General features: G+C 71.4%; 17 protein-coding genes. 9 read left to right on the top strand and 8 right to left on the bottom strand.

The genetic code is table 11. The features are described 5' to 3' along the window. Window positions 1-137: 137 nt before the first annotated feature. A complete protein-coding gene (locus FB047_RS09620; protein WP_136586983.1) occupies window positions 138-1364 on the top strand; it encodes a pyridoxal phosphate-dependent aminotransferase in 1227 nt (408 codons plus the stop codon). A 52-nt stretch (window positions 1365-1416) separates the two neighbouring features. Here the strand turns inward: FB047_RS09620 and FB047_RS09615 are convergent, their stop codons facing one another. Beyond that, complete coding sequence (locus tag FB047_RS09615; protein ID WP_136586982.1) at window positions 1417-1851, bottom strand: Rv3235 family protein; 435 nt, start codon at window positions 1849-1851, stop codon at window positions 1417-1419. Between the two features lie 137 nt (window positions 1852-1988). Further along, window positions 1989-2270, bottom strand: coding sequence for an excisionase family DNA-binding protein (locus tag FB047_RS09610; protein WP_136586981.1), 282 nt, complete (start codon window positions 2268-2270; stop codon window positions 1989-1991). 224 nt (window positions 2271-2494) lie between these two features. On the opposite strand from FB047_RS09610, the gene FB047_RS09605 reads away from it, so the two are divergent. After that, complete coding sequence (locus FB047_RS09605; protein WP_136586980.1) at window positions 2495-3991, top strand: sensor histidine kinase; 1497 nt, start codon at window positions 2495-2497, stop codon at window positions 3989-3991. Between the two features lie 143 nt (window positions 3992-4134). On the opposite strand, the gene FB047_RS09600 is transcribed toward FB047_RS09605, so the two are convergent. After that, window positions 4135-4383 (bottom strand): WhiB family transcriptional regulator, encoded by a 249-nt coding sequence (locus FB047_RS09600; RefSeq protein WP_013583608.1) that lies wholly within the window; start codon window positions 4381-4383, stop codon window positions 4135-4137. A gap of 210 nt (window positions 4384-4593) precedes the next feature. On the opposite strand from FB047_RS09600, the gene FB047_RS09595 reads away from it, so the two are divergent. Further along, complete coding sequence (locus FB047_RS09595; RefSeq protein WP_136586979.1) at window positions 4594-4974, top strand: histidine kinase; 381 nt, start codon at window positions 4594-4596, stop codon at window positions 4972-4974. A gap of 61 nt (window positions 4975-5035) precedes the next feature. Here the strand turns inward: FB047_RS09595 and bcp are convergent, their stop codons facing one another. From bcp to aroA, 3 genes are read right to left on the bottom strand one after another with little or no spacing between them, the layout of a single operon-like run. Continuing rightward, complete coding sequence (gene bcp, locus FB047_RS09590; RefSeq protein WP_136586978.1) at window positions 5036-5509, bottom strand: thioredoxin-dependent thiol peroxidase; 474 nt, start codon at window positions 5507-5509, stop codon at window positions 5036-5038. Then, window positions 5506-6564, bottom strand: coding sequence for a ribosome small subunit-dependent GTPase A (rsgA, locus tag FB047_RS09585; protein WP_136586977.1), 1059 nt, complete (start codon window positions 6562-6564; stop codon window positions 5506-5508). Before rsgA ends, bcp begins: the two co-directional genes overlap by 4 nt. Before the next feature lie 3 nt (window positions 6565-6567). Next, complete coding sequence (gene aroA / locus FB047_RS09580; protein ID WP_136586976.1) at window positions 6568-7914, bottom strand: 3-phosphoshikimate 1-carboxyvinyltransferase; 1347 nt, start codon at window positions 7912-7914, stop codon at window positions 6568-6570. Window positions 7915-8026: 112 nt separating this feature from the next. On the opposite strand from aroA, the gene FB047_RS09575 reads away from it, so the two are divergent. The 5 genes from FB047_RS09575 to FB047_RS09555 are packed head-to-tail and all read left to right on the top strand — an operon-like array spanning window position 8027 to window position 14076. Next, window positions 8027-8632, top strand: coding sequence for a sigma-70 family RNA polymerase sigma factor (locus FB047_RS09575; RefSeq protein WP_136587203.1), 606 nt, complete (start codon window positions 8027-8029; stop codon window positions 8630-8632). Further along, window positions 8629-8871, top strand: a complete 243-nt coding sequence (locus tag FB047_RS09570) for a zf-HC2 domain-containing protein (RefSeq protein ID WP_136586975.1) — start codon at window positions 8629-8631, stop codon at window positions 8869-8871. Before FB047_RS09575 ends, FB047_RS09570 begins: the two co-directional genes overlap by 4 nt. A 55-nt stretch (window positions 8872-8926) precedes the next feature. Beyond that, entirely contained in the window at window positions 8927-10231 is a 1305-nt protein-coding gene (locus FB047_RS09565) for a GNAT family N-acetyltransferase (RefSeq protein ID WP_136586974.1), read from the top strand. Between the two features lie 36 nt (window positions 10232-10267). Then, window positions 10268-12778 carry a bifunctional lysylphosphatidylglycerol flippase/synthetase MprF gene (locus tag FB047_RS09560; RefSeq protein WP_136586973.1) on the top strand — a complete coding sequence of 837 codons (2511 nt, stop codon included), beginning with the start codon at window positions 10268-10270 and terminating at the stop codon, window positions 12776-12778. After that, a complete protein-coding gene (locus FB047_RS09555) occupies window positions 12775-14076 on the top strand; it encodes an alpha/beta hydrolase (protein WP_136586972.1) in 1302 nt (433 codons plus the stop codon). Before FB047_RS09560 ends, FB047_RS09555 begins: the two co-directional genes overlap by 4 nt. Before the next feature lie 264 nt (window positions 14077-14340). Here FB047_RS09555 and FB047_RS09550 read toward each other — a convergent pair whose 3' ends face one another. Further along, a complete protein-coding gene (locus tag FB047_RS09550) occupies window positions 14341-18030 on the bottom strand; it encodes a multifunctional oxoglutarate decarboxylase/oxoglutarate dehydrogenase thiamine pyrophosphate-binding subunit/dihydrolipoyllysine-residue succinyltransferase subunit (protein WP_136586971.1) in 3690 nt (1229 codons plus the stop codon). Window positions 18031-18182: 152 nt separating this feature from the next. Between FB047_RS09550 and guaB1 the strand changes: the two genes are divergently transcribed. Beyond that, on the top strand, window positions 18183-19643 hold the full coding sequence (gene guaB1 / locus FB047_RS09545; RefSeq protein ID WP_136586970.1) for a GMP reductase: 1461 nt from the start codon (window positions 18183-18185) through the stop codon (window positions 19641-19643). On the opposite strand, the gene FB047_RS09540 is transcribed toward guaB1, so the two are convergent. After that, window positions 19633-20667: a glycoside hydrolase family 76 protein gene (locus tag FB047_RS09540; RefSeq protein ID WP_167494204.1), complete on the bottom strand. Its 1035-nt coding sequence runs from the start codon at window positions 20665-20667 to the stop codon at window positions 19633-19635. The genes guaB1 and FB047_RS09540 overlap by 11 nt on opposite strands. Window positions 20668-20762 lie beyond the last annotated feature (95 nt).

Below are 20762 nucleotides of genomic sequence, written 5' to 3'. Positions count from 1 at the left end.
GCCGCGAGAGGCCGGACCGGGCCTCCCGATGGCGGCGTGTCGACGGCGCCATCCGCACGACGGCGCCACCCGGGGCCGGAGGGATGCGGTCCACCGGGTGTCGATTGGCCGGATCGGCCCGGGGATATCCTGAACCGATGAGCCCGCTTCGCCCTCTCGACCAGTCGTCCAAGCTGAAAGACGTCCTCTACGAGATCCGCGGGGAGGCCCTCGTCGAGGCCGATCGACTCGAGGCCGAGGGGCATGCGATCCTCAAGCTGAACACCGGTAACCCGGCGATCTTCGGGTTCGAGGCGCCGCACCAGATCGTGCGCGACATGATCGCGTCGGTGCCGAACGCCCACGGCTACAGCGACAGCCGCGGCATCCTGTCGGCCCGTCGCGCCGTGGTCTCACGATACGAGCAGGAGCCCGGGTTCCCGCACCTCGACCCCGATCACGTCTTCCTCGGCAACGGGGTGTCCGAGCTGATCACGATGACGATGCAGGCCCTGCTCGACGAGGGCGACGAGGTGCTCATCCCCGCCCCCGACTACCCGCTGTGGACGGCGATGACCAGCCTCGGCGGTGGCACGCCCGTGCACTACCTCTGCGACGAGCAGCGCGAGTGGCAGCCCGACCTCGACGACATCCGGTCGAAGGTCACCCCCCGCACGAAGGCGATCGTCGTCATCAACCCCAACAACCCCACCGGCGCGGTGTACTCGCGAGAGGTGCTCGAGGGGATCGCCGAGATCGCGCGCGAGAACTCGCTGCTCGTCCTCGCCGACGAGATCTACGACCGCATCCTCTTCGACGACGCCGTCCACATCCCCATGGCCACGGTCGCGCCCGACCTGCTGGTGCTGACCTTCAACGGGCTGTCGAAGACGTACCGCGTCGCCGGGTACCGCTCGGGATGGCTCGCGATCACCGGCCCGAAGGAGCACGCGCAGGGCTTCCTGCACGGCATCAACCTGCTGGCATCCACCCGCCTGTGCCCCAACGTGCCGGCCCAATTCGCGGTGCAGGCAGCGCTGTCGGGAGTGCAGTCGATCGACGCGCTCATCGCCCCCACGGGTCGCCTGCACGAGCAGAGGGATGCCGCCTGGCAGGGGCTGGAGGCCATTCCCGGGGTGTCGTGCGTCATGCCCCGGGGGGCGCTCTACGCGTTCCCTCGCTTCGACCCCGAGGTCTACGAGATCCCCGACGACGCGCAGTTCGTGCGCGACTTCCTGCTCGCTGAGCACGTGCTGCTCGTGCAGGGCTCGGGCTTCAACTGGCCGGCGACCGATCACGTGCGCATCGTGACGCTGCCCGAGGCGCGCGTCATCAGCGACGCGATCGAGAGGCTCGGCAACTTCCTGGCGTCCTGGCGTCCCTGACGAACCATCCGCCGCGTATTGTGCGGGTGCCGCGCCCACGCGGGCCCGGAGGTCACAGCAGCCCCAGGGCCGTCACACGCCAGCGGCCGTCCATGCCCTCCAGGCGCACCGCGACGGCCCGTGTCCGCACCCGGGCGGATGCGGTGACGGTGGCCTCGATCACCCCGTCGGCGGGGGAGGAGATGTGCACGCCGCGGATCTCGTGCACGTCGCGGCGGGCGGGCACCCGGCGGGCGCTCCGGGCGCGGGCGGCGAGATTGGCGCGCGTCACGAGCGAGCGGTAGACCTCCTCCGACAGCCACCGAGCGAGCTGCTCGATCTCACGCACCCCGGCGAGCACCTCGAGGATGCCGCGGACGATGTTGCGGACGAAGACCTCCGGTGGAGGAAGCTCCGCCGTCGATGTCTTCTGCCGGGCGAAGTACTCCTCGCCGCGCGGGCGCGAACGCGGCGGGTGAGAGTCGGGGTCGGGTGCTGCGAATGACATGGGGTCCCTCCGGCCGGCGGCATCGAATCGTGCGGATCAACGTGCGGCCGACAGTAGGGGAGCGCATCCTTACGCCACGGCGATTATGGGGAAGCTGTGGAAGGCGTGAGGTCGGGGTGAGATGGGGAGGACCCGTCTCAGTCGTCGTGCCGGATCTCGCCGCGCCCCCACAGCTCGGGGAAGCTCGCGGCCTGCGATTGTCTCCATAGCGCGGCACGTCGCGCGTCTTCCACCCGCGCGTCCACATGCGCATCAACGCTGTCGAGGTCGATGCGCCAGTGACCGGGTGAGCCGACCCGCATGCCGCGGAGATGTCCCTCGTGAACGAGATCGAGAACCTCTTCGCGCGGGAGGGCGAGGGCGGCGGCGACATCGTCCAGCTCGGCGAATCTCTCCAGGGGTGAAGAATCGTCGGTCATCCGGTCATTATGTCCCCCCTTCCGGGGGTGGGTGGAGTTCACCCGCGGACCGCGGATTTTTCTCTGGCGGTTCCGGTGACCGCTCCGACGGGGAGTTTCGGACGCTCTGCTTTCGCCCGCACCTGGACCGGGCGTCGCTGATCTTCACCCGCTGATTCACCCGACAGCTGGGTGAGGAGGCGCCGGGCGCACGGAGGCGGTGGGGCGGGCTCTAGGGTGGGAGGGTGTCGACACTCAGCGAACTCGTCTACGCCCAGGGCCGCTCCAGCGAGGCCGACGTCGAGTGGCTGCACCGGCTCGCGGGTGATGGACAGCTGCTGGCCGACCTCGCCTTCGCCGACATCGTCATCTGGGTCCCGACCCCCGACGACTCGTTCGTCGCCGTCGCGCACACCCGACCCGGCGGAGCGGCGACGCTGTTCTACCGCGACATCGTCGGCGATCGCGTCCGCCCGCAGTGGCGCACCCAGGTGCGCGAGGCCTTCCAGAGCGGTCGCATCGTCGACTCGGCATCCCCCGACTGGTTCGAGGAGACGCCCACGCGCGTGCGCGCGGTGCCGATCGTGCGCGAGTTGTCGCGCGAGGGCGCCGCGGTCACGACCGTCGGCGTGCTGACCCGGCACACCAACCTCGGCGAGACGCGGACGCCCTCGCGCCAGCAGATCACCTTCAACGACTGCGCCGATGACCTGTTCGGCATGATCTCATCGGCCGAGTTCCCCGATCTCGCTGCCCCCACCGCTCCGCGCCGCGGAGCGCCGCGAGCCTCCGACGGGCTCATCCGCCTCGACGTCGACGGCATCACCACCTTCGCGAGCCCCAACGCGCTCTCGGCGTTCAACCGCATGGGGTTCGACGACGAGCTCGAGGGCGAGTCCCTGGCCGAAGTGACGGCCCGCATCCTCCCCGCCAAGCGACAGGACGTCGACGAGTCGCTCCCCGTCGTGGTGAGCGGGCGCGCGCCCTGGCGCGCCGACATGGAGGCCCGGGGAGTGCAGGTCTCGCTCCGCACGATCCCGCTGCGCGATCGCGGCACCCGGATCGGGGCGATCGTCCTCAGCCGCGACGTCACCGAGATCCGCCACCAGGAGCAGGAGCTCATCACCAAGGATGCGACGATCCGCGAGATCCACCACCGGGTGAAGAACAACCTGCAGACGGTGGCATCGCTCCTGCGCATCCAGGCGCGGCGCACGCACTCCGACGAGGCGCGCGACGCGCTCACGCAGGCCATGCGACGGGTCTCGGCGATCGCCGTCGTGCACGACACGCTGTCGGAGGGGCTCGCGCAGAACGTCGACTTCGACGACGTCTTCGCCCGCGTGCTCAAGCTCGTCGCCGAGGTCGCCGCCGCGCCGAACACCCGCGCGCGCACGCGGACGACCGGACAGTTCGGCACGCTCCCGAGCCAGTTCGCGACGCCCCTCGCCCTCGCCCTCACCGAACTCGTCACCAACGCCGTCGAGCACGGACTCGCCGGCCAGGAGGGCGACGTCGAGATCGCCGCCGAACGGTCGGGGGAGATGCTCGAGGTCAGCGTGCGCGACACCGGCGTGGGACTGCCCGAGGGGCAGGTCGGCCGCGGTCTGGGCACCCAGATCGTGCGCACGCTCATCCAGGGCGAGCTCGGCGGCACCATCGACTGGCACACGCTCATGGGCAGCGGAACCGAGGTCACGATCGAGATCCCGCTGCGCTACATCGGCGGCTCCGCCTCCTGAGGCGCGGGGGCGCGGCATCCGGTGTCGTTCCGGGCGTCGCGCGGCCGCGGCGCGGAGTGCGATCCTCCGGGTGAACGGGACCCGGTGCCCTCAACGCGAAGACGCCCGCCCCGAGGGGGCGGGCGTCTTCGCGGAATCCGGCGTCAGGACGCGCGGCGGGCGCGAGCGGCGCGGCGCTTGAGCGCGCGGCGCTCGTCTTCGCTCAGGCCGCCCCACACGCCCGAATCCTGACCGGACTCGAGGGCGTACTGCAGGCAGACCTCGGTGACGGTGCAGCGTGCGCAGACCGACTTGGCCTTCTCGATCTGGTCGACCGCGGGGCCGGTGTTGCCGACGGGGAAGAACAGTTCGGGGTCGACGGTCAGGCAGGCTGCTTTGTCGCGCCAATCCATAGGGGTGCTCCTTGTAACAGAAATTTCGACGATTCGGCACCGGGATTCGGGTCCGGTACCCTGGTGGGAACGCGAGCGAACGCTCGCCCCACTTCGCTGTGGGAGCACACGGCTTGTTCCATGCTCCCATAGCGATTCCGCCTGATCAAGAGGTAACCGGCAGGTTTCCGGATCGTAACGGCGCGGCAGCGCCCGTCGGGAGGCTCTCGGATGCCCATTCGGCTGGCCGCCGCCGCTCTTCTCGGCCTCGAGGCCCTCGGCATCCTGGCCCTCGCGGGCTGGCAGGTCGTCGCCCTCGTCGGGGGTGACACCGACTCGGCGGTCAGCTCGATCGCCCTCATCGTGCTGACCGTGATCGGCGCGGCGATCGTCGCCGCCTTCGGGGTGGCGACGGCACGCGACGTCTCGGCCGGACGCTCCGGCGGGATCGTGACGCAGCTGCTCATCCTGTCGGTGGCGATCGGCGCCGTGACGGGGGAGTGGGCGTCGCCGGGGATCGCGATCCTCATCGCCGTCCCCGCCGTGATCGGCCTCGTGCTGCTCGTGCTCGCGGTGCGCGCCGCGGCTCCGCGACGTCGCGACGACGACTGAGGCGCACGATGAAGGCCCCGCCGGCACGGGCAGTGCGCAGCGGGGCCGGGGGACGCGGGGGTCAGGCGGCGGCGAGACCGAGCGTCTTGCGAAGCCGCGCGACGTGTCCGGTCGCCTTGACGTTGTACAGCGCCTCGACGATCGAACCGTCCTCGTCGACGACGAACGTCGAACGCAGCACGCCCGTGACGGTCTTGCCGTAGTTCTGCTTCTCGCCCCACGCGCCGTACGCCTCGTGGACGGAGTGATCGGGGTCGCTCAGCAGCGGGAAGGTGAGGCCGTCGCTGTCGCGGAACGCGCGGAGCTTCTCGGGGGCGTCGCGCGAGATGCCGAGCACCGTGTAGCCGGCTCCCTGGAGCGACGCGAGGCTGTCGCGGAAGTCGCACGCCTGCGTCGTGCAGCCGGGCGTCTGCGCGGCCGGGTAGAAGTACAGGATCACGCGGCGTCCGCGGAAGTCGCTCAGCGAGACGGGGTGTTCATCCTGGTCGAGAAGGGTGAAATCGGGCGCGGTGTCGCCCTTGTCGAGGTTGGTCACCCCTCCAGCCTAGAACGCTCGATGCCCTGGAACGTCGTGAGCAGGCGCTGCAGCGAGTCCAGGCGTGCGGCGGCACCCGGGCCGAGCCGACCGGATTCGACGGCCTCGATGATGGCGCAATCGGGGGCGTCGGGGAGATGGGTGCACCCGCGCGGGCACTCCTCGGCGACCTCGGCCAGGTCGGTGAACGCGCCGAGCACGTGCGCCGGATCGATGTGGCCCAGACCGAACGACCGGACGCCCGGGGTGTCGATGACCCATCCCGACCCCGCCGGGCCGCGGTAGCGCAACGACACGGCCGAGGAGGACGTGTGGCGTCCGCGTCCCGTCACGGTGTTGACGTGCCCGGTCGCGCGCTCGGATCCGGTGAGCGCGTTCACGAGAGTCGACTTGCCGACGCCGGAGTGCCCGACGAACACTGTCGCGTGACCGGCGAGCGCCTCGCCGATCGCGTCGAGGGGCATGTCGCCCTGCGCACTGGTGAACACGCTCAGGTCGATCCCGGCGAAGTGCGACAGGAACTCCGTCGGGTCGGCGAGGTCGGTCTTCGTGACGACGAGGAGGGGGCGGATGCCGGCATCGAGCGCCGCGACCAGGTACCGGTCGACGAGACGCTCGCGCGGTTCGGGATCGGCCGCCGCCACCACGATCAGCATCTGATCGGCGTTGGCGACGATCACGCGCTCGACCTGATCGGTGTCGTCGGCGCTGCGGCGCAGGAGGGAGGTGCGCTCCTCGATGCCGACGATGCGGCCCAGCGTGCCTTCGTCACCCGACAGATCTCCGACGACGCGCGCGCGGTCGCCGTTGACGATCGGCTGTTTGCGCAGCTCTCGCGCGCGGGTGGCGAGGACGCGGCGCTCGTCCGGCCCGTCCTCGTCGATCAGTACCGTGTAGCGCCCGCGGTCCACGCCCAGCACCCGCGCGATGCGCGCGTCGGCGTGAGCGGGACGGCGCTTGGTGCGCGGCCGGTTCGCCTTGGGGTTGGGGCGCACCCTGATCGACGACTCGTCGAACTCGAGGTCGTCGTCGTCGGGGTCGTCGAGCCAGCTCACGGGTCAGTCCGCGGCATCCGCGTCCGTGCCCAGCATCGCGTGCCAGAGGGCCGCGAACTGTGGGAGGGTCTTCGCCGTCGTGCCGATGTCGTCGATCCGCACGCCGGGCACGCGCAGGCCGATCAGGGCCCCGGTGGTGGCGAGGCGGTGATCGTGGTGCGCCTTCCACTCGCCGCCGTGCAGCGGACGCGGCACGATGCGTATGCCGTCGTCGAGCTCGTGCGCCTCGCCGCCGAGGGATCGCAGATCGCCCACGAGGGCGGCGATGCGGTCGGTCTCGTGACCGCGGATGTGGCCGATGCCGTGCAGCGTGGTGGGACCGTCGGCGAAAGCCGCGAGACCGAAGAGCGTGGGGGCCAGCTCTCCGGCGGCCGAGAGGTCGAGGTCGACGCCCAGGATGCCGTCGTCTCCCGCCGCCACGGTGAGGGCACCGCCGCGCCGACTGACGCGCGCGCCCATCTCGGCGAGGATGTCGACCAGCAGCGCGCCGGGCTGGGTGCTGTGCAGCGGCCAGCCCGTGACCGTGACGGAGCCGCCGGTGACCATGGCCGCCGCGAGGAACGGCGAGGCGTTGGACAGATCGGGCTCGATCGCGATGTCTTTGGCGCGCACGGGGCCCGCGGGCACGATCCACTCCCCGGCCGCGGGGCGCTCGACGTGCACGGCCCGGTGGGCGAGCGACTCGACGGTCATGTCGATGTGGGGGATGCTCGGAAGGCGCGAGCCGACGTGACGGAGGTGCAGACCGACGTCGAACCGCGCCGCCGCGAGCAGCAGGCCCGACACGAACTGACTCGACTGGCTGGCGTCGATCTCGACCTCGCCGCCGCGGACGTGTCCGTGGCCGCGCACCGAGAACGGCAGGGCCCAGTGACCCCCGTCGTCGATGTCGACGCCGACGTCGCGCAGGGCGTGGATCATCGCCCCCATCGGACGGTGCAGCGCGCTCTCGTGAGCGGTGACGTGCACGTCTCCGCGGGCGAGACCGGCCAGCGGCGCGATGAAGCGCATGACGGTGCCCGCCTGTCCGCAGTCGATCTCGGTGTCGCCGCGGAAGGTGGCGGGCGGGGTCACGCGCAGATCGGGTCCGAACGCGGAGCCCGTGTCGACCTCTTCGATGTCGACCCCGAGCGCCCGCAGCGCGTCGATCATGCGGGCGGAGTCGTCGGAGTGCAGCGGAGCGTGCAGCGTTCCGGGGCCGTCGGCGATCGCCGCCAGGATGAGCTCGCGGTTGGTGAGCGACTTCGATCCCGGCACCGTGACCGTGGCATCCACGGGACGGGTCGCGACGGGCGCGTCCCACGCACCGCGGGGGGTGGCGGCGGAAGGGGAATACCCGAGCGGAGTCATGGGTTCCAACTCTACTGAAAGGGGACGACACGTGACCGCACTTCTGGAGCGCGACCGCGCCGCGACGGCCATCCCGGTGGCCGTCGGGACACGCGACGTAGACTGGCGCGCGATGAACGACACCGCAGACGCCGGCCCGCTCGAGGTGGAGCCCCGCGCACAGTTCGAAGAGCAGGCCCTGCCCTTCATGGATCAGCTGTACGCGGCGGCCATGCGCATGACGCGCAACCCCGCCGACGCCGCCGACCTCGTGCAGGAGACCTTCGTGAAGGCCTTCGGCTCGTGGGCGACGTTCACGCAGGGGACCAACCTCAAGGCGTGGCTGTACCGCATCCTGACGAACACGTACATCAACACGTATCGCAAGAAGCAGCGCGAGCCCTATCAGAGTGCGATCGACGACTTGGAGGACTGGCAGCTCGGCGGAGCCGAGTCCACCACCGCCAGCAGTGCGCGTTCGGCCGAGGCCGAGGCGATCGATCACATGCCGGCATCCGTCGTCAAGGACGCGCTGCAGTCGATCCCCGAGGATTTCCGGATGGCGGTGTACCTCGCCGACGTCGAGGGCTTCGCCTACCAGGAGATCGCCGACATCATGAAAACCCCGATCGGCACGGTCATGAGCCGTCTGCACCGCGGACGCCGCCTTCTGCGTGACCTGCTGTCGGACTACGCCAGAGAGCGCGGCATCCAGGCCGCGACGGGAGAGACGAAATGAGCGACTGCGGCTGCGACAAGGCGCGACGTGACCTCGAGGAGTACCTGCGCAACGAGGTCTGCAAGACCGAGGCGAAGGACATCCGCGAGCACCTGGAGAACTGCCCCGGATGCCAGGACGAGGCGCACGTCGCCCGCACGCTGACCGAGGTGGTCGCGCGTGCGTGCAAGGAGACGGCGCCCGAGGAGCTCCGCGACCAGGTGCTCTCGCGGTTGCGCGCGATCCAGTCGACCCACTGACCGCCGCCGCCGGCTGCCCCTGACGCGTGTCGGGGGTGATCCCTAGGCTGGGGTCATGGCATCCCTCGACACCCTGACGCTGCCCCTCGACCAGACCTCCTCCGCCGACCTGGCGGCCGTCGGCCTGGAGTACCGCCGGATCGATGCCGACGGCGAGGGCTTCCGCCCCTTCCAGCGCGCCGTCGCTCGGGGCTTCCTGGGCGGGGAGTCGAGCGACGACGAGGCCGCCCACGCGCGCAAGACGCTGCGGACGCGACGGCTGACCGGGGTCTTCGACGCGGCGGGGAGCGAGCCGGAGGTGCCCGTGGGCACGATCGACTCGTGGGCGTCGACGCTGACGACGTCGCCCGGTCGCACGGCGGATCTCTGGTCGATCAGCGCCGTCACCGTCGCCCCCACCCATCGTCGCCGCGGCATCGCCCGGGCGATGATCGGGGGAGAGCTGCGCACGGCTGCCGACGCCGGTTTCGCGCTGGCGGGTCTGACCGTCACCGAGGCGACGATCTACGGTCGCTGGGGCTTCTCCCCGGCCGCGTGGGCGTCGGACGTGGTGGTCGACACCCGTCGTGCGCGGTGGACGGGTCCGGCGACGCCCGGTCGGCTCGACTTCGTCCCCCGCGACGCGGTCGTGGCGCACGTGCGCGCGATCCACGAGCGCGTGCGGGTCTCACGGCCCGGGGCGGTCCCCGGGTGGGACGGGCGGTGGCGCGCGATCGCCGGTGCGGCGCCCGGCGACAAGGAAGCCGAGAAGGTGCGCGCGGTCGTCTACCGCGACGTGAACGGGGTCGAGCGCGGCATCCTGATCTACACCCTCGACGAGAACGACGACTACTCCTCCCACGTCCTGAACGTGCGGAGCCTCTTCGCCGACGGCGACGACGCCTATGCGGCGCTGTGGCGCTTCGCGATCGAGCACGACCTGGTGGGCACGGTGAAGGCCTGGTTGCAGGCACCGGTGCCGCCGGTGCAGTGGATGGTCTCCGACCGCCGCGCGGTGACCGCCACGCTCACCGACCACCACTGGCTGCGCGTGCTCGACGTGGCCGGCGCCCTATCGTCACGGACCTACGCGGCCCCCCTCGACGCGATCGTCCGCGTCGAGGACCCGCTCGGATTCGCCGACGGCACGTGGGCCGTGCGCATCGACGAGGCGCGAGAAGCGGCCGTCTCCCCGGCGGACGCGGACGCGCCGGTCGATGTGCAGCTCACGGTCGGCGCCCTCGGCTCGCTTCTGCTGGGCGGGGTCCGGGCCTCCGAGCTGGCCGCGGCCGGACTCGTCCGCGGCGACGCCGGTGCGATCGCGGCGATCGACGCGGCGTTCGCCCCGGCGATGACGCCGTTGCTCGACATCTGGTACTGACCGTCGTTCATAGGATCCCGCCGTACGATTCCGCCGATGTCCGACGCACCCCCCACCTCCCCGGTTCGGTCCGAGCCGACGCGCCTCGACGCGCTGCTCTCGATCCTGCGCCGCTACACGCGCGAGAACCCCGTCGCGCTCGCCACGGCCGTGGTCGTGATCGCCGCCGCTGCCGCAACGGGGGCGCTCTGGGGAGAGGACGCATCGGTGTGGGGGGCCGGACCCCTCGCGACGTTCGCGAGCGGGCGGTGGTGGACGCTGCTGACGGCCCTCGCGATCCCCGACTCCCCGGTGGACGCCGCGTCGTCGGTGCTGCTGGCGCTGACCGTGCTGGCCTACGCGGAACGGCTGCTGGGATCGCGGCGGACGGCGCTCCTCCTGCTGCTGCTGGGCGTGGCCGGACTGTCGGTGGGCATCGGCCTGCACGCGGCGGCGTGGACGCTCACCGACCTTCGGCCCGTCGTGGCCGCGGAGGTTCCCGTCCTCGATCCCACGACGCCCATCGCGGGTGCGGTGATGGCCGCCTCGGCCCTCGCTCCGACCCTGTGGCGGCGCCGTCTCCGACTCGTCGGTTTCGCCCTGCTGGCGCTGTTCGCCCTGTACGCGGGCGACGCGGACTCCTGGTACCGCCTGACCGCCGCGGTGATCGGACTCGGGGTCGGCGCGATCCTGGCGCGCGGTCGGGAGCGCCGCTCCTGGCACCGCAGTTCGACGCGCGAGACGCGCACCCTGCTCGCCCTGCTCGTCGCCGTCGTGGGGAGCGGACCGATCGTCGCCCTCGTCAGCGGCGGCGGTCGAGGACCGCTGTCGCTCGTGGTCGACGCCTACACGCAGTACGACGACGAGCTGCTCAGCAAGTGCGGCTCCGTGGCGCAGTCGGTCTGCGACGAGCAGGTCGCGCTGCTGATGACCCGCGGCGCCGGACCCGCGCTCCTCGCGATCACGCCCCTCGTGCTGCTGCTCGTCGCCGCTTGGGGCCTGCGCCAGGGGCGTCGCTCGGCCTGGATCGTCGCGCTGTTCGTGCTCGTGTCCTCGGCGATCCTCCCCATCGTCTCCCTTCTCGACGGGCGCCTGCGCATCGACCCCTGGGTCGACGGCAGCGGTGCGGAATACGTGCTCTGGGCCCTGGCATCCATCGTCATCCCCCTCGCCCTGGCCGCCGCCCTCGTGGTGGCGCGGGCGCGCTTCACGGTGCGGGCCACGCGCGCGGCGGCCCGGACGGTCGCCGCGGTTGTCGGGCTCGCCTTCCTGGCGTGCGCGACGACGCTTTTCGTCGTGGAGTCCGTCGGAAGGCGCAGCTTCGATCGAGAGCTGTCGGTGCTCGATCTGCTCGGACTGACCCTGCGCCGCTTCTTCCCGCCCGCCTTCACCAACCCCGGGGGAGGGACCGCGTTCCCCCACCACGGTCCCGCGCTGTTCGCCTACCAGTGGATCGGCGTGCTGTTCTGGGCGATCGTGGTCGCCGCGATCCTCTGGCTCTACCGTCGGGCGCGGCGGCCGGATGCCGGGGGCGAGGCGCTCTATCGCGACCTCCTGCGTCGCGGCAGCGACACCCTCGGCTTCCTCGGCACGTGGGAGGGCAATCGGCACTGGTACTCCGACGACCGCCAGTGCGCCGTGGCCTACCGTCTCGCGGGTGACGTCGCCCTCGCGGTCGCCGATCCTCTCGCTCCGGAGGGGCGTCGGCCCGAGGCGCTGCGGGGTTTCACCGACTACTGCGTCGAGCACGGATGGACGCCGGCGTTCTACAGCGTGCACACCGAGACCCTCGACGACCTGGTGGAGCTGGGGTGGCGCCACGTTCCCGTGGGGGTGGAGACCGTAATGGACCTGCCGGGCCTCACCTTCGCGGGCAAGAGCTGGCAGAAGGTGCGTCAGCCGCTCACCCGCGCCGAGAGGGAGGGCTACACCGCGGTGTGGTCGCGCTGGCACGAGCTCACCGTCGCCCAGGCGTCGCAGGTCGTGGCCATCGACGAGGAATGGGTCGCGGACCGCGCCCTGCCCGAGATGGGCTTTACCCTCGGCTCGCTCGACGAACTCCGCGACCGCGACGTGCGCCTCTTGCTGGCCGTCGGCCCTGACGAGCGCATCGAGGCGGTCACCAGCTGGATGCCCAGCTGGACCGACGGGGAGATCACCGGGTGGACCCTGGACTTCATGCGTCGGCGCACCGACGGCCCCAACGGCATGATGGAGTTCCTCATCGCCAAGGCGGCCCTCGAGCTGCAGGAAGAGGGCGCCGTCGTCCTCAGCCTCTCGGGTGCACCGCTGGCCGACGACCCCGACGAGCCCGTCGACGGGGATCCCGGTCCGCTGCGGTCTCTGCTGCGCTGGCTCGCGGAGGTGCTCGAACCGGCGTACGGCTTCGCGTCGCTGTTCCGTTTCAAGGGCAAGTTCCGCCCGAGGTACCGTCCCCTGGCCCTCGCCTACCGCGACCCGCTGCAGCTGCCCGCGATCGGCGCCGCCGTCGGCCGTGCCTACCTTCCCGACGCGTCACGCCGTGAGATGGTCGCTCTGGCGAGGACCGCGTGGGAGGGGCGTCGATGAACAAGTTCGTGCTGTCGTTCGAGCTGATCGATTCGCCCCTGCTCCCGGTGGCGGCGGTGATCGCCGGTCTCGGTGTCGTCGCCGTCTTCCTGTGGGCGCCCCGCCGACTCATCCGCACGGCGGTGGTCGCCGTGGCCTCCGTCGTCGTCATGTTCGTCGTGGCGAAGATCCTCGAGGCGATGGACACGTTCCAGGGGCCGCTCCCGTCGGGCGCGATCTGGTGGGCGACGGGGGCGGCGGCCGCGGTCGGCATCGGCGTGGTCGGCATCTGCCGCCGCCCCTGGCCCCGGCGCGTGATCGGCGCGATCACGGTCGTCGCGGCTCTCCTGGCCGGGGCGCTGGGGGTCAACGCGTCGTACGGCGTCACCCACAACCTGGCCGCGATCCTCGGGGTGCAGGCTCTCGACCCGGCGTCGCTCCCGCAACGCGGTGACACCGCGGGCGACCCGTCGACGCTGTATCAGACGTGGGAGCCGCCGGCCGGGATGCCGTCGAAGGGGTCCGTGAGTGCACTGACGGGGGGAAGCAAGATCCCCACCGGTCAGTACGCCGCGCGCGACGCCTCGCTCTACCTGCCGCCCGCGGCGCAGGTCGCGAACCCGCCGGCTCTGCCGCTGCTGGTGTTCATGATGGGGCAGCCGGGCTCACCCGATCCGACCGCCCTCGCGAAAGCGCTCGACACGTTCGCCGCCGCGAACAAGGGACTCGCCCCGATCGCGATCGTGGTGGACCAGTTGACGGCGCCGGATCGCGACCCCGCGTGCGTGGACTCCGCGAAGTACGGGGCCGTCTCCACCTACATCAACCAGCTCGTGCCGCAGTGGGCCGAAGCGAACCTCAACATCGTGAAGGATCACCGGTACTGGACGATCGGGGGCTTCTCGAACGGAGGCTCGTGCGCGGCGCTGTACGGGACGAAGCACCCCGACACCTGGGGGCAGATGCTCGACGTCATGGGCAACGAGTTCCCCGGGTCGGAGCACGTCGCCCAGACCGTGGCCGACGTCTACAACGGAGACGCCAACGCCTTCCAGGCGAACAAGCCCTCCGTGATCATGGCCGCGGCGGCCCCCGGGACCTACACCGATCACCTCGCCATCTTCACGTGGGGCAGCGCCGACACCACCTACGGTCCCGGTCAGCAGGCGAACGCGGATGCCGCGAAGGCCGCCGGGTTCACGGTGCTGACGCACATCGTCGAGGGGGCGGGCCACACCGGGGAGGCGCTCGACGGCAGTCTGGCGTACGCGATACCCGCCCTGGCATCCGTTCTGGGGCTCGCGGCGCCGACGTCCTGAGACGGGGGCGAGGGGCGCTGCCCGGGGCCGGTAGAAGGGCTCTCCTGCCCCGCCGCGCTGCGGCCCGGGCCTGATCGTGCGGAGTTCCTGCCCCGCCCCGAGTGCCGCGGGCCCGGGCGTGCTCGGTCAGGGCGCGTTCCTGCCCCGCCGCGCACGCGGAGGATCGTCGCCCGGGTCCGGCCGAGGCTCGCTGCTCCTGCCCCGCCCTGAACGCCGAAGGGCCCGGCCGACTATCGTCGACCGAGCCCCTCGGAACGCGGGAGATCAGCGCGCGAGCGCTTCTTTCATGATCGCCGCGTGCTCGTTGGCGTGGACCTTCGGCGAGCCGGTCGCCGTCGACGCCGCCGCAGCGCGGCTGATGCGTCGCACGGGACGGTCGAGCTGGTCGGCCACCTCGAGCGCGATGAACGGCCACGCACCCTGGTTCTCGGGCTCGTCCTGCACCCAGACCAGCTCAGCGTTCGGGTACTGCGCCAGCACTCGCGTGAGCTCCTCGATCGGCGCCGGGTAGTACTGCTCCAGGCGCACGAGGGCGATCTCGGGGTTGGGGTTCTTGTCGAGCTCCGCCCGCAGGTCCCAGTGGATCTTGCCGGCGTGCAGCAGGACGCGCTTCACAGCGGCGCCGTCGAGACCGCGGTCGTCGGCCAGCACGGGCTCGAAGCGGCCCTCGAGGAAGTCCTCGACCGGGCTGGTGGCTCCGCGCAGACGCAGCATGGCCTTCGGGGTGAAGACCACGAGCGGGCGGCGCGGACGCTGGTACGCCTGACGACGCAGCAGGTGGAAGTACGACGCGGGGGTCGACGGGCGCGCGACGATCATGTTGTCTTGCGCGCACATCTGCAGGTACCGCTCGATGCGGGCCGACGAGTGGTCGGGTCCCTGGCCCTCGTAGCCGTGGGGGAGCAGCAGCACGACGCTCGACTGCTGCGCCCACTTCTGGTCGGCCGACGAGATGAACTCGTCGATGACCGACTGGGCGCCGTTGGCGAAGTCGCCGAACTGGGCTTCCCACAGCACGAGCGCGTCGGAGCGCTCGACCGAGTAGCCGTACTCGAACGCCATCGCGGCGTACTCGCTCAGCAGCGAGTCGTAGACCCAGAAACGGCCCTGGTTCTCGCTGAGGTTGGCCAGCGGCAGCCACTCCTGGCCGTTGTCGCGGTCGTGCAGCACCGCGTGGCGCTGCACGAAGGTGCCGCGGCGCGAGTCCTGACCCGCGAGACGGACCGGGGTGCCCTCCATCAGCACCGAACCGAAGGCGAGGAGCTCGCCGAAGGCCCAGTCGATGTTGCCGTTGCGGCTCATGTCGAGGCGCTTGTCGAGCAGCTGCTGGAGCTTGGTGTGCACCGTGAAGCCGTCGGGCTTGTTCACGAACGCGTCGCCGATGTGCTGGACGACCTCGCGCGAGACGCCGGTGGTCTCGGGAGCGCCGACGGCGGGCTCGTCGGCCGCGTCGGTGGTCACGACCGGGTTGGTGCCGGTCTCGGCCTCGTGCGTGTCGGCGAAGGCGACCTCCAGGCGGTTCTGGAAGTCCTGCTTCGCCTGCTCGTACTCGTCTTCGGTGATGTCTCCGCGACCGACGAGGGACTCGGTGTACAGACGACGCACCGACCGCTTCGCCTCGATGAGGTTGGTCATGAGCGGCTGCGTCATCGACGGGTCGTCGCCCTCGTTGTGACCGCGACGGCGGTAGCAGACGAGGTCGATCACGATGTCGCGGTGGAACTCCTCGCGGTACTGGAACGCCAGCTCCGCGGCGCGCACGACGGCCTCGGGGTCGTCGCCGTTGACGTGCAGGATCGGAGCCTGGATCGTCTTGGCGACGTCGGTCGCGTAGACCGAGGTGCGGGCGTCGGTCGGCGTCGTGGTGAAGCCGACCTGGTTGTTGACCACGACGTGGATCGTGCCGCCGGTGCGGTACCCGCGCAGCTGCGACATCTGCAGCGTCTCGACGACCACGCCCTGACCGGCGAACGCGGCGTCGCCGTGCACGAGGATGGGCAGCCACGAGAAGGTGCCGATGGGCTTGCGGTCCTGCTTGGCGCGGACGATGCCCTCGAGCACGCCGTCGACCGTCTCGAGGTGCGAGGGGTTGGCGGCCAGGTAGACGGGGAGCTCGTCGCCGGCGTCGCCGACGAACGTGCCCTCGGTGCCGAGGTGGTACTTCACATCGCCGGAGCCGCGCTTGCTGCCCACGGCCACGGCACCCTCGAACTCGCGGAACACGTGACCGTAGGTCTTGCCCGCGATGTTGGTCAGCACGTTCAGGCGACCGCGGTGGGCCATGCCGATCGCGGCCCCGTCGAGGCCGGCCGAGGCGGCACCCTGCAGGATCTGGTCGAGGAGCGGGATGAGCGACTCGCCGCCCTCGAGGCTGAAGCGCTTCTGACCGACGTACTTCGTCTGCAGGAACGTCTCGAACGCCTCGGCCTGGTTGAGCTTCGACAGGATGCGCAGCTGCTCGTCGTGGCCGGGCTTGGTGTACTTGACCTCGACGTTGCGCTGGAACCACTGGCGCTGGGCCGGGTCCTGGATGTGCATGTACTCGATGCCCATCGTGCGGCAGTACGAGTCGCGCAGCACACCCAGGATGTCGCGGAGCTTGGCGACGCGCTTGCCGCCCAGGCCGTTGGTGACGAACTCGCGGTCGAGGTCCCAGAAGGTGAGCCCGTGCTGTTCGATCTCGAGGTCGGGGTGCGTTCGCTGCACGTACTCGAGCGGGTCGATGTCGGCCATGAGGTGGCCGCGCACGCGGAACGAGTTGATGAGCTCCTGCACGCGCGCGCTCTTGTCGATGCGCTCGGAGACGTCGACGCTGATGTCGGCGGCCCAGTGGATGGGCGCATAGGGGATGCGCAGGGCGGCGAAGATGTCGTCGTAGAAGCCGCGCTGCCCGATGAGCAGCTCGTGGACCTTCTTGAGGAACTCGCCCGAGCCGGCACCCTGGATGACGCGGTGGTCGTAGGTGCTGGTGAGGGTGATCGTCTTGCCGATGGCCAGCTCGTTGAGCGTCTTCTCGCTCGCACCCATGAACTCGGCGGGGTAGTCGAGCGCACCGGCTCCGATGATCGCGCCCTGTCCGCGCATGAGGCGCGGGACGGAGTGGACCGTTCCGATGCCGCCGGGGTTGGTCAGCGACACCGTCGTGCCCTGGAAGTCGGCCGGGGTCAGCTTGTTGCCGCGAGCCCGGCGCACGAGGTCTTCGTAGGAGGCGAGGAACTCGCCGAACGACAGCGTGTCGGCGCGCTTGATGCTGGGCACGAGGAGGGCGCGCGAGCCGTCGGGCTTGGGCATGTCGATCGCGATGCCCAGGTTCACGTGCGCGGGGGCCACGACCGAGGGCTTGCCGTCGATCTCGGCGTAGTAGACGTTCTGGCTCGGGAACTCCTTGAGCGCCTGGATCAGCGCCCACCCGATGAGGTGCGTGAAGCTGACCTTGCCGCCGCGCGTGCGCGACATGTGGTTGTTGATGACGATGCGGTTGTCGATCATCAGCTTCGCCGGGATGGTGCGCACGCTGGTCGCGGTGGGCACCGTGAGCGAGTCGTCCATGTTGGATGCCAGGGCCTTCGGCATCCCCTTCAGAACCGTCACGCGGTCTTCTTCGGTGCTCTCCGAGCCGGCCGAGGGGACCGCGTTCGGCGCCTGCGCCGGGATGGGCTGCGGCTTCGCGGGCTTGGCGGTCGTGCGGGCCACGGGGGCCTGACCGACGACCGGGATCGGCGCCGTCACCGGCTTGGGCTCGGACGCCGGCGCCGAAGTCGGCGCGGCGGGCGGGGGAGCGGCGGCCGAGGATCCGTCGACGACCGGGTGGTACGCCTCCAGGATCGGCCACCAGGCCTTGTCTACGGAGTGCTTGTCGGCTTTGAACTGTTCGTAGAGTTCGTCTACGAGCCACTCGTTCGCGCCGAACTCGCCCTCGCTCGAAGTACCGACGCCCGTCACCTGGCTCGACACAGTCGATCGCCTGCTTTCCTCGATGAAGATTCCTGTGGATGCGCCGACGTCGCCGTCGAAGACGACGAGCGTCCAACGCGTCTGCCAGCCTAGCCGAGGTTTCTGGGCGGCTTCGGGGACTTGCCATTCACGTGTGTGATGGAGTGGATCCCATGGAGTTCTCCGGCGCTCAACCCGATGTCGATCTGACGTACTCGGACGTGTTCCTCGTCCCGCGCCACTCGGAGGTGCGCAGTCGTCTCGACGTCGACCTCGCCCCCGGCGACGGCAGCGGCGCGACGATCCCCCTCGTGTCCGCGAACATGAACTCGGTCACCGGTACCCGGCTGGCCGCGACGCTCGCCCGGCGCGGAGGCCTGGGCGTGCTCCCGCAGGACCTGGCGCTGCCGCAGCTGATCGAGGCCGTCGAGTGGGTCAAGTCGCAGCCGGTCGCGTGGGACGCACCGCTCGTGCTGCCGCCGACCGCGACCGTCGCCGACGCCCGACAGGTGCTTCCTCCCGTCGCGGGCCGCGGCATCGTCGTGGCCGACATCCGCGACGACGGTGTCCTCGACCTCGCGGCGTACCGCGGCATCGTGCCGGCCCGCCGCCTGGCGACCGCCCTCCCCGACGCCACGCTCGGCGACATCGCGCGCGGCGACGGCCCCGTCGTCGAGGTCGAGCGCATCGGAGACCCCCGCGCCGTCTTCGCCCTCATCGAGGAGGCGGGGGTCGACATCGTCGCGGTCGTGGACGGCGACCGCGTCGTCGGCACCCTGTCGGGGCGCAGCGCCTTGCGCGACTCGGTCTACCGTCCCGCGACGGACGCCCACGGGCGCCTGATCGTCGCCGCCGCGGTGGGCGTCAACGGCGATGTGGCAGGGAAGGCGTCGGCCCTCGCGGCCGCCGGCGTGGACGTGCTCGTCGTCGACACCGCGCACGGCCACCAGGCGCAGATGCTGCGCGCGCTGCGCGAGGTCGCTTCCCTGGATCTCGGCATCCCGATCGCCGCGGGCAACGTCGTCACCGCCGAGGGCGTGCAGGATCTGACCGACGCCGGGGCGTCGATCCTCAAGGTCGGCGTGGGGCCGGGCGCGATGTGCACGACCCGCATGATGACCGCGGTCGGGCGGCCCCAGTTCTCGGCGGTGCTCGAGACCGCGGAGGCGGCCCGCGCCGCCGGCGCGCACGTCTGGGCGGACGGCGGCGTGCGCTACCCGCGCGACGTGGCCCTCGCCCTGGCCGCGGGCGCGGCATCCGTCATGATCGGCTCGTGGTTCGCGGGCACGATCGAGGCGCCCGGGCTCCTGCGCACCGATGACGCGGGTCTGCTCTACAAGGAATCGTGGGGGATGGCCTCCACCAAAGCGGTGCAGGGGCGCTTCGGGCGTCTGGATCCCTTCGAGCGCGCGCGCAAGGAGCTCTTCGCCGAGGGCATCTCGTCGTCGCGCATCTACCTCGACCCCCAGCGGCCGGGACTCGAGGACCTCCTCGACATGATCACCTCGGGCGTGCGCTCCTCGTTCACCTACGCCGGTGCGGCCTCGGTCGCGGAGTTCCACGAGCGCGCCCGCGTCGGCCTGCAGTCGGCGGCGGGATACGAGGAGGGCAAGGCGCTGCCGGTCAGCTGGTGACGGCGCGCTCGACGTCGACCGCGGCCTCGAGCGTGATCCACGCGCCGAGCTGCACCGAGAGGTCGAGGTCGTCGCCCGTCGCCCTCGCGGGGCGGCGGGGATCGGCCGGGAACAGGCCGTCCGCGCGCCCGTCCCAGAGCGCGTCCGCATTTCGGCGCACGAGCCCGGCCGCGGTGGCGGCCACCTCGAGGTGGCCGTCGTCGGCCGCATGCGCCCGGAACCACACCGCCGCCTCCGCCAGATAGCGGGCCAGGATGCCGGCGAAGAGGCCTCCGTCTCCGCCTCCGGCGGCGGGGAACAGCCCGTCGTCGGAGGCGCACCAGTGGGCCACGGCCCGCACGATCGCGGCCGCGCGCGCCTCGTGGGCGTCCCGCGCGTCGGCGTCGGGGGCGCCCTCGGCCAGCGCGAGGGCGGAGCCGATCGCGACGCCCTGGTTGTACGTCCACAGCTCGGACCGGACGACGCCGTGCTCGACGCCGTCGCGCACCAGCCCCGTCGCGGGGTCGTCGAGCGTCACCGCGACCCACGCGTCGAGGTCGACCGCCGCGCCGCGATGGGCGGACCACGCCAGGGCGATCGCCGCGGGCCCGTTCGCGGGGGCGTTGTAGAGGGAGCTGTCGATCGCCCACGGCAGCGCCCCCACCGCGGGGTCGATCGCGTCGTGCAGCCGCCGCGTGAGGCGGTCGATACGCCGGTCGTGCACGTCGTAGCGCTGGAGGGCCAGGGTCATCCACGCCACGTCGTCGTGAAACCGGGTCGTCCACCGACCGAGCGTGCGCACGGTGATGCCGCGGTGCAGCGCCCGCAGCAACCGCGCGCGCCGCGGGTCGGGGCGGTGCTCCTCGGCGTCGCGGAGCACGTGCAGCAGGTGCGCGTGCCACCAGTAGTGCCAGGTGCGTGCGCCGGGAGCCCCCGGCGTCGCCGCGTGCGCCCAGGCGAGCGGACCGTAGCGGTGGACGTAGCGGCGGACGACGGCCGACTCGGCCGCCATGGCGCGCGTCTGCGCCGGGGACGTGGCATCCATGCCCCCATCCTCCCCAGGTCGGCTGTCTCGCGCAGACACGGCCCGCGAGCCTCGCGCTGCCATAGAATCGACGGCACGATGGACGACCCTCCCAG

This window comes from Microbacterium hydrothermale (assembly GCF_004854025.1).
Classification (GTDB): domain Bacteria; phylum Actinomycetota; class Actinomycetes; order Actinomycetales; family Microbacteriaceae; genus Microbacterium; species Microbacterium hydrothermale.
The sequence above is the reverse complement of the archived record's forward strand: the minus strand, read 5'-3'. Positions and strand labels throughout refer to the sequence as shown.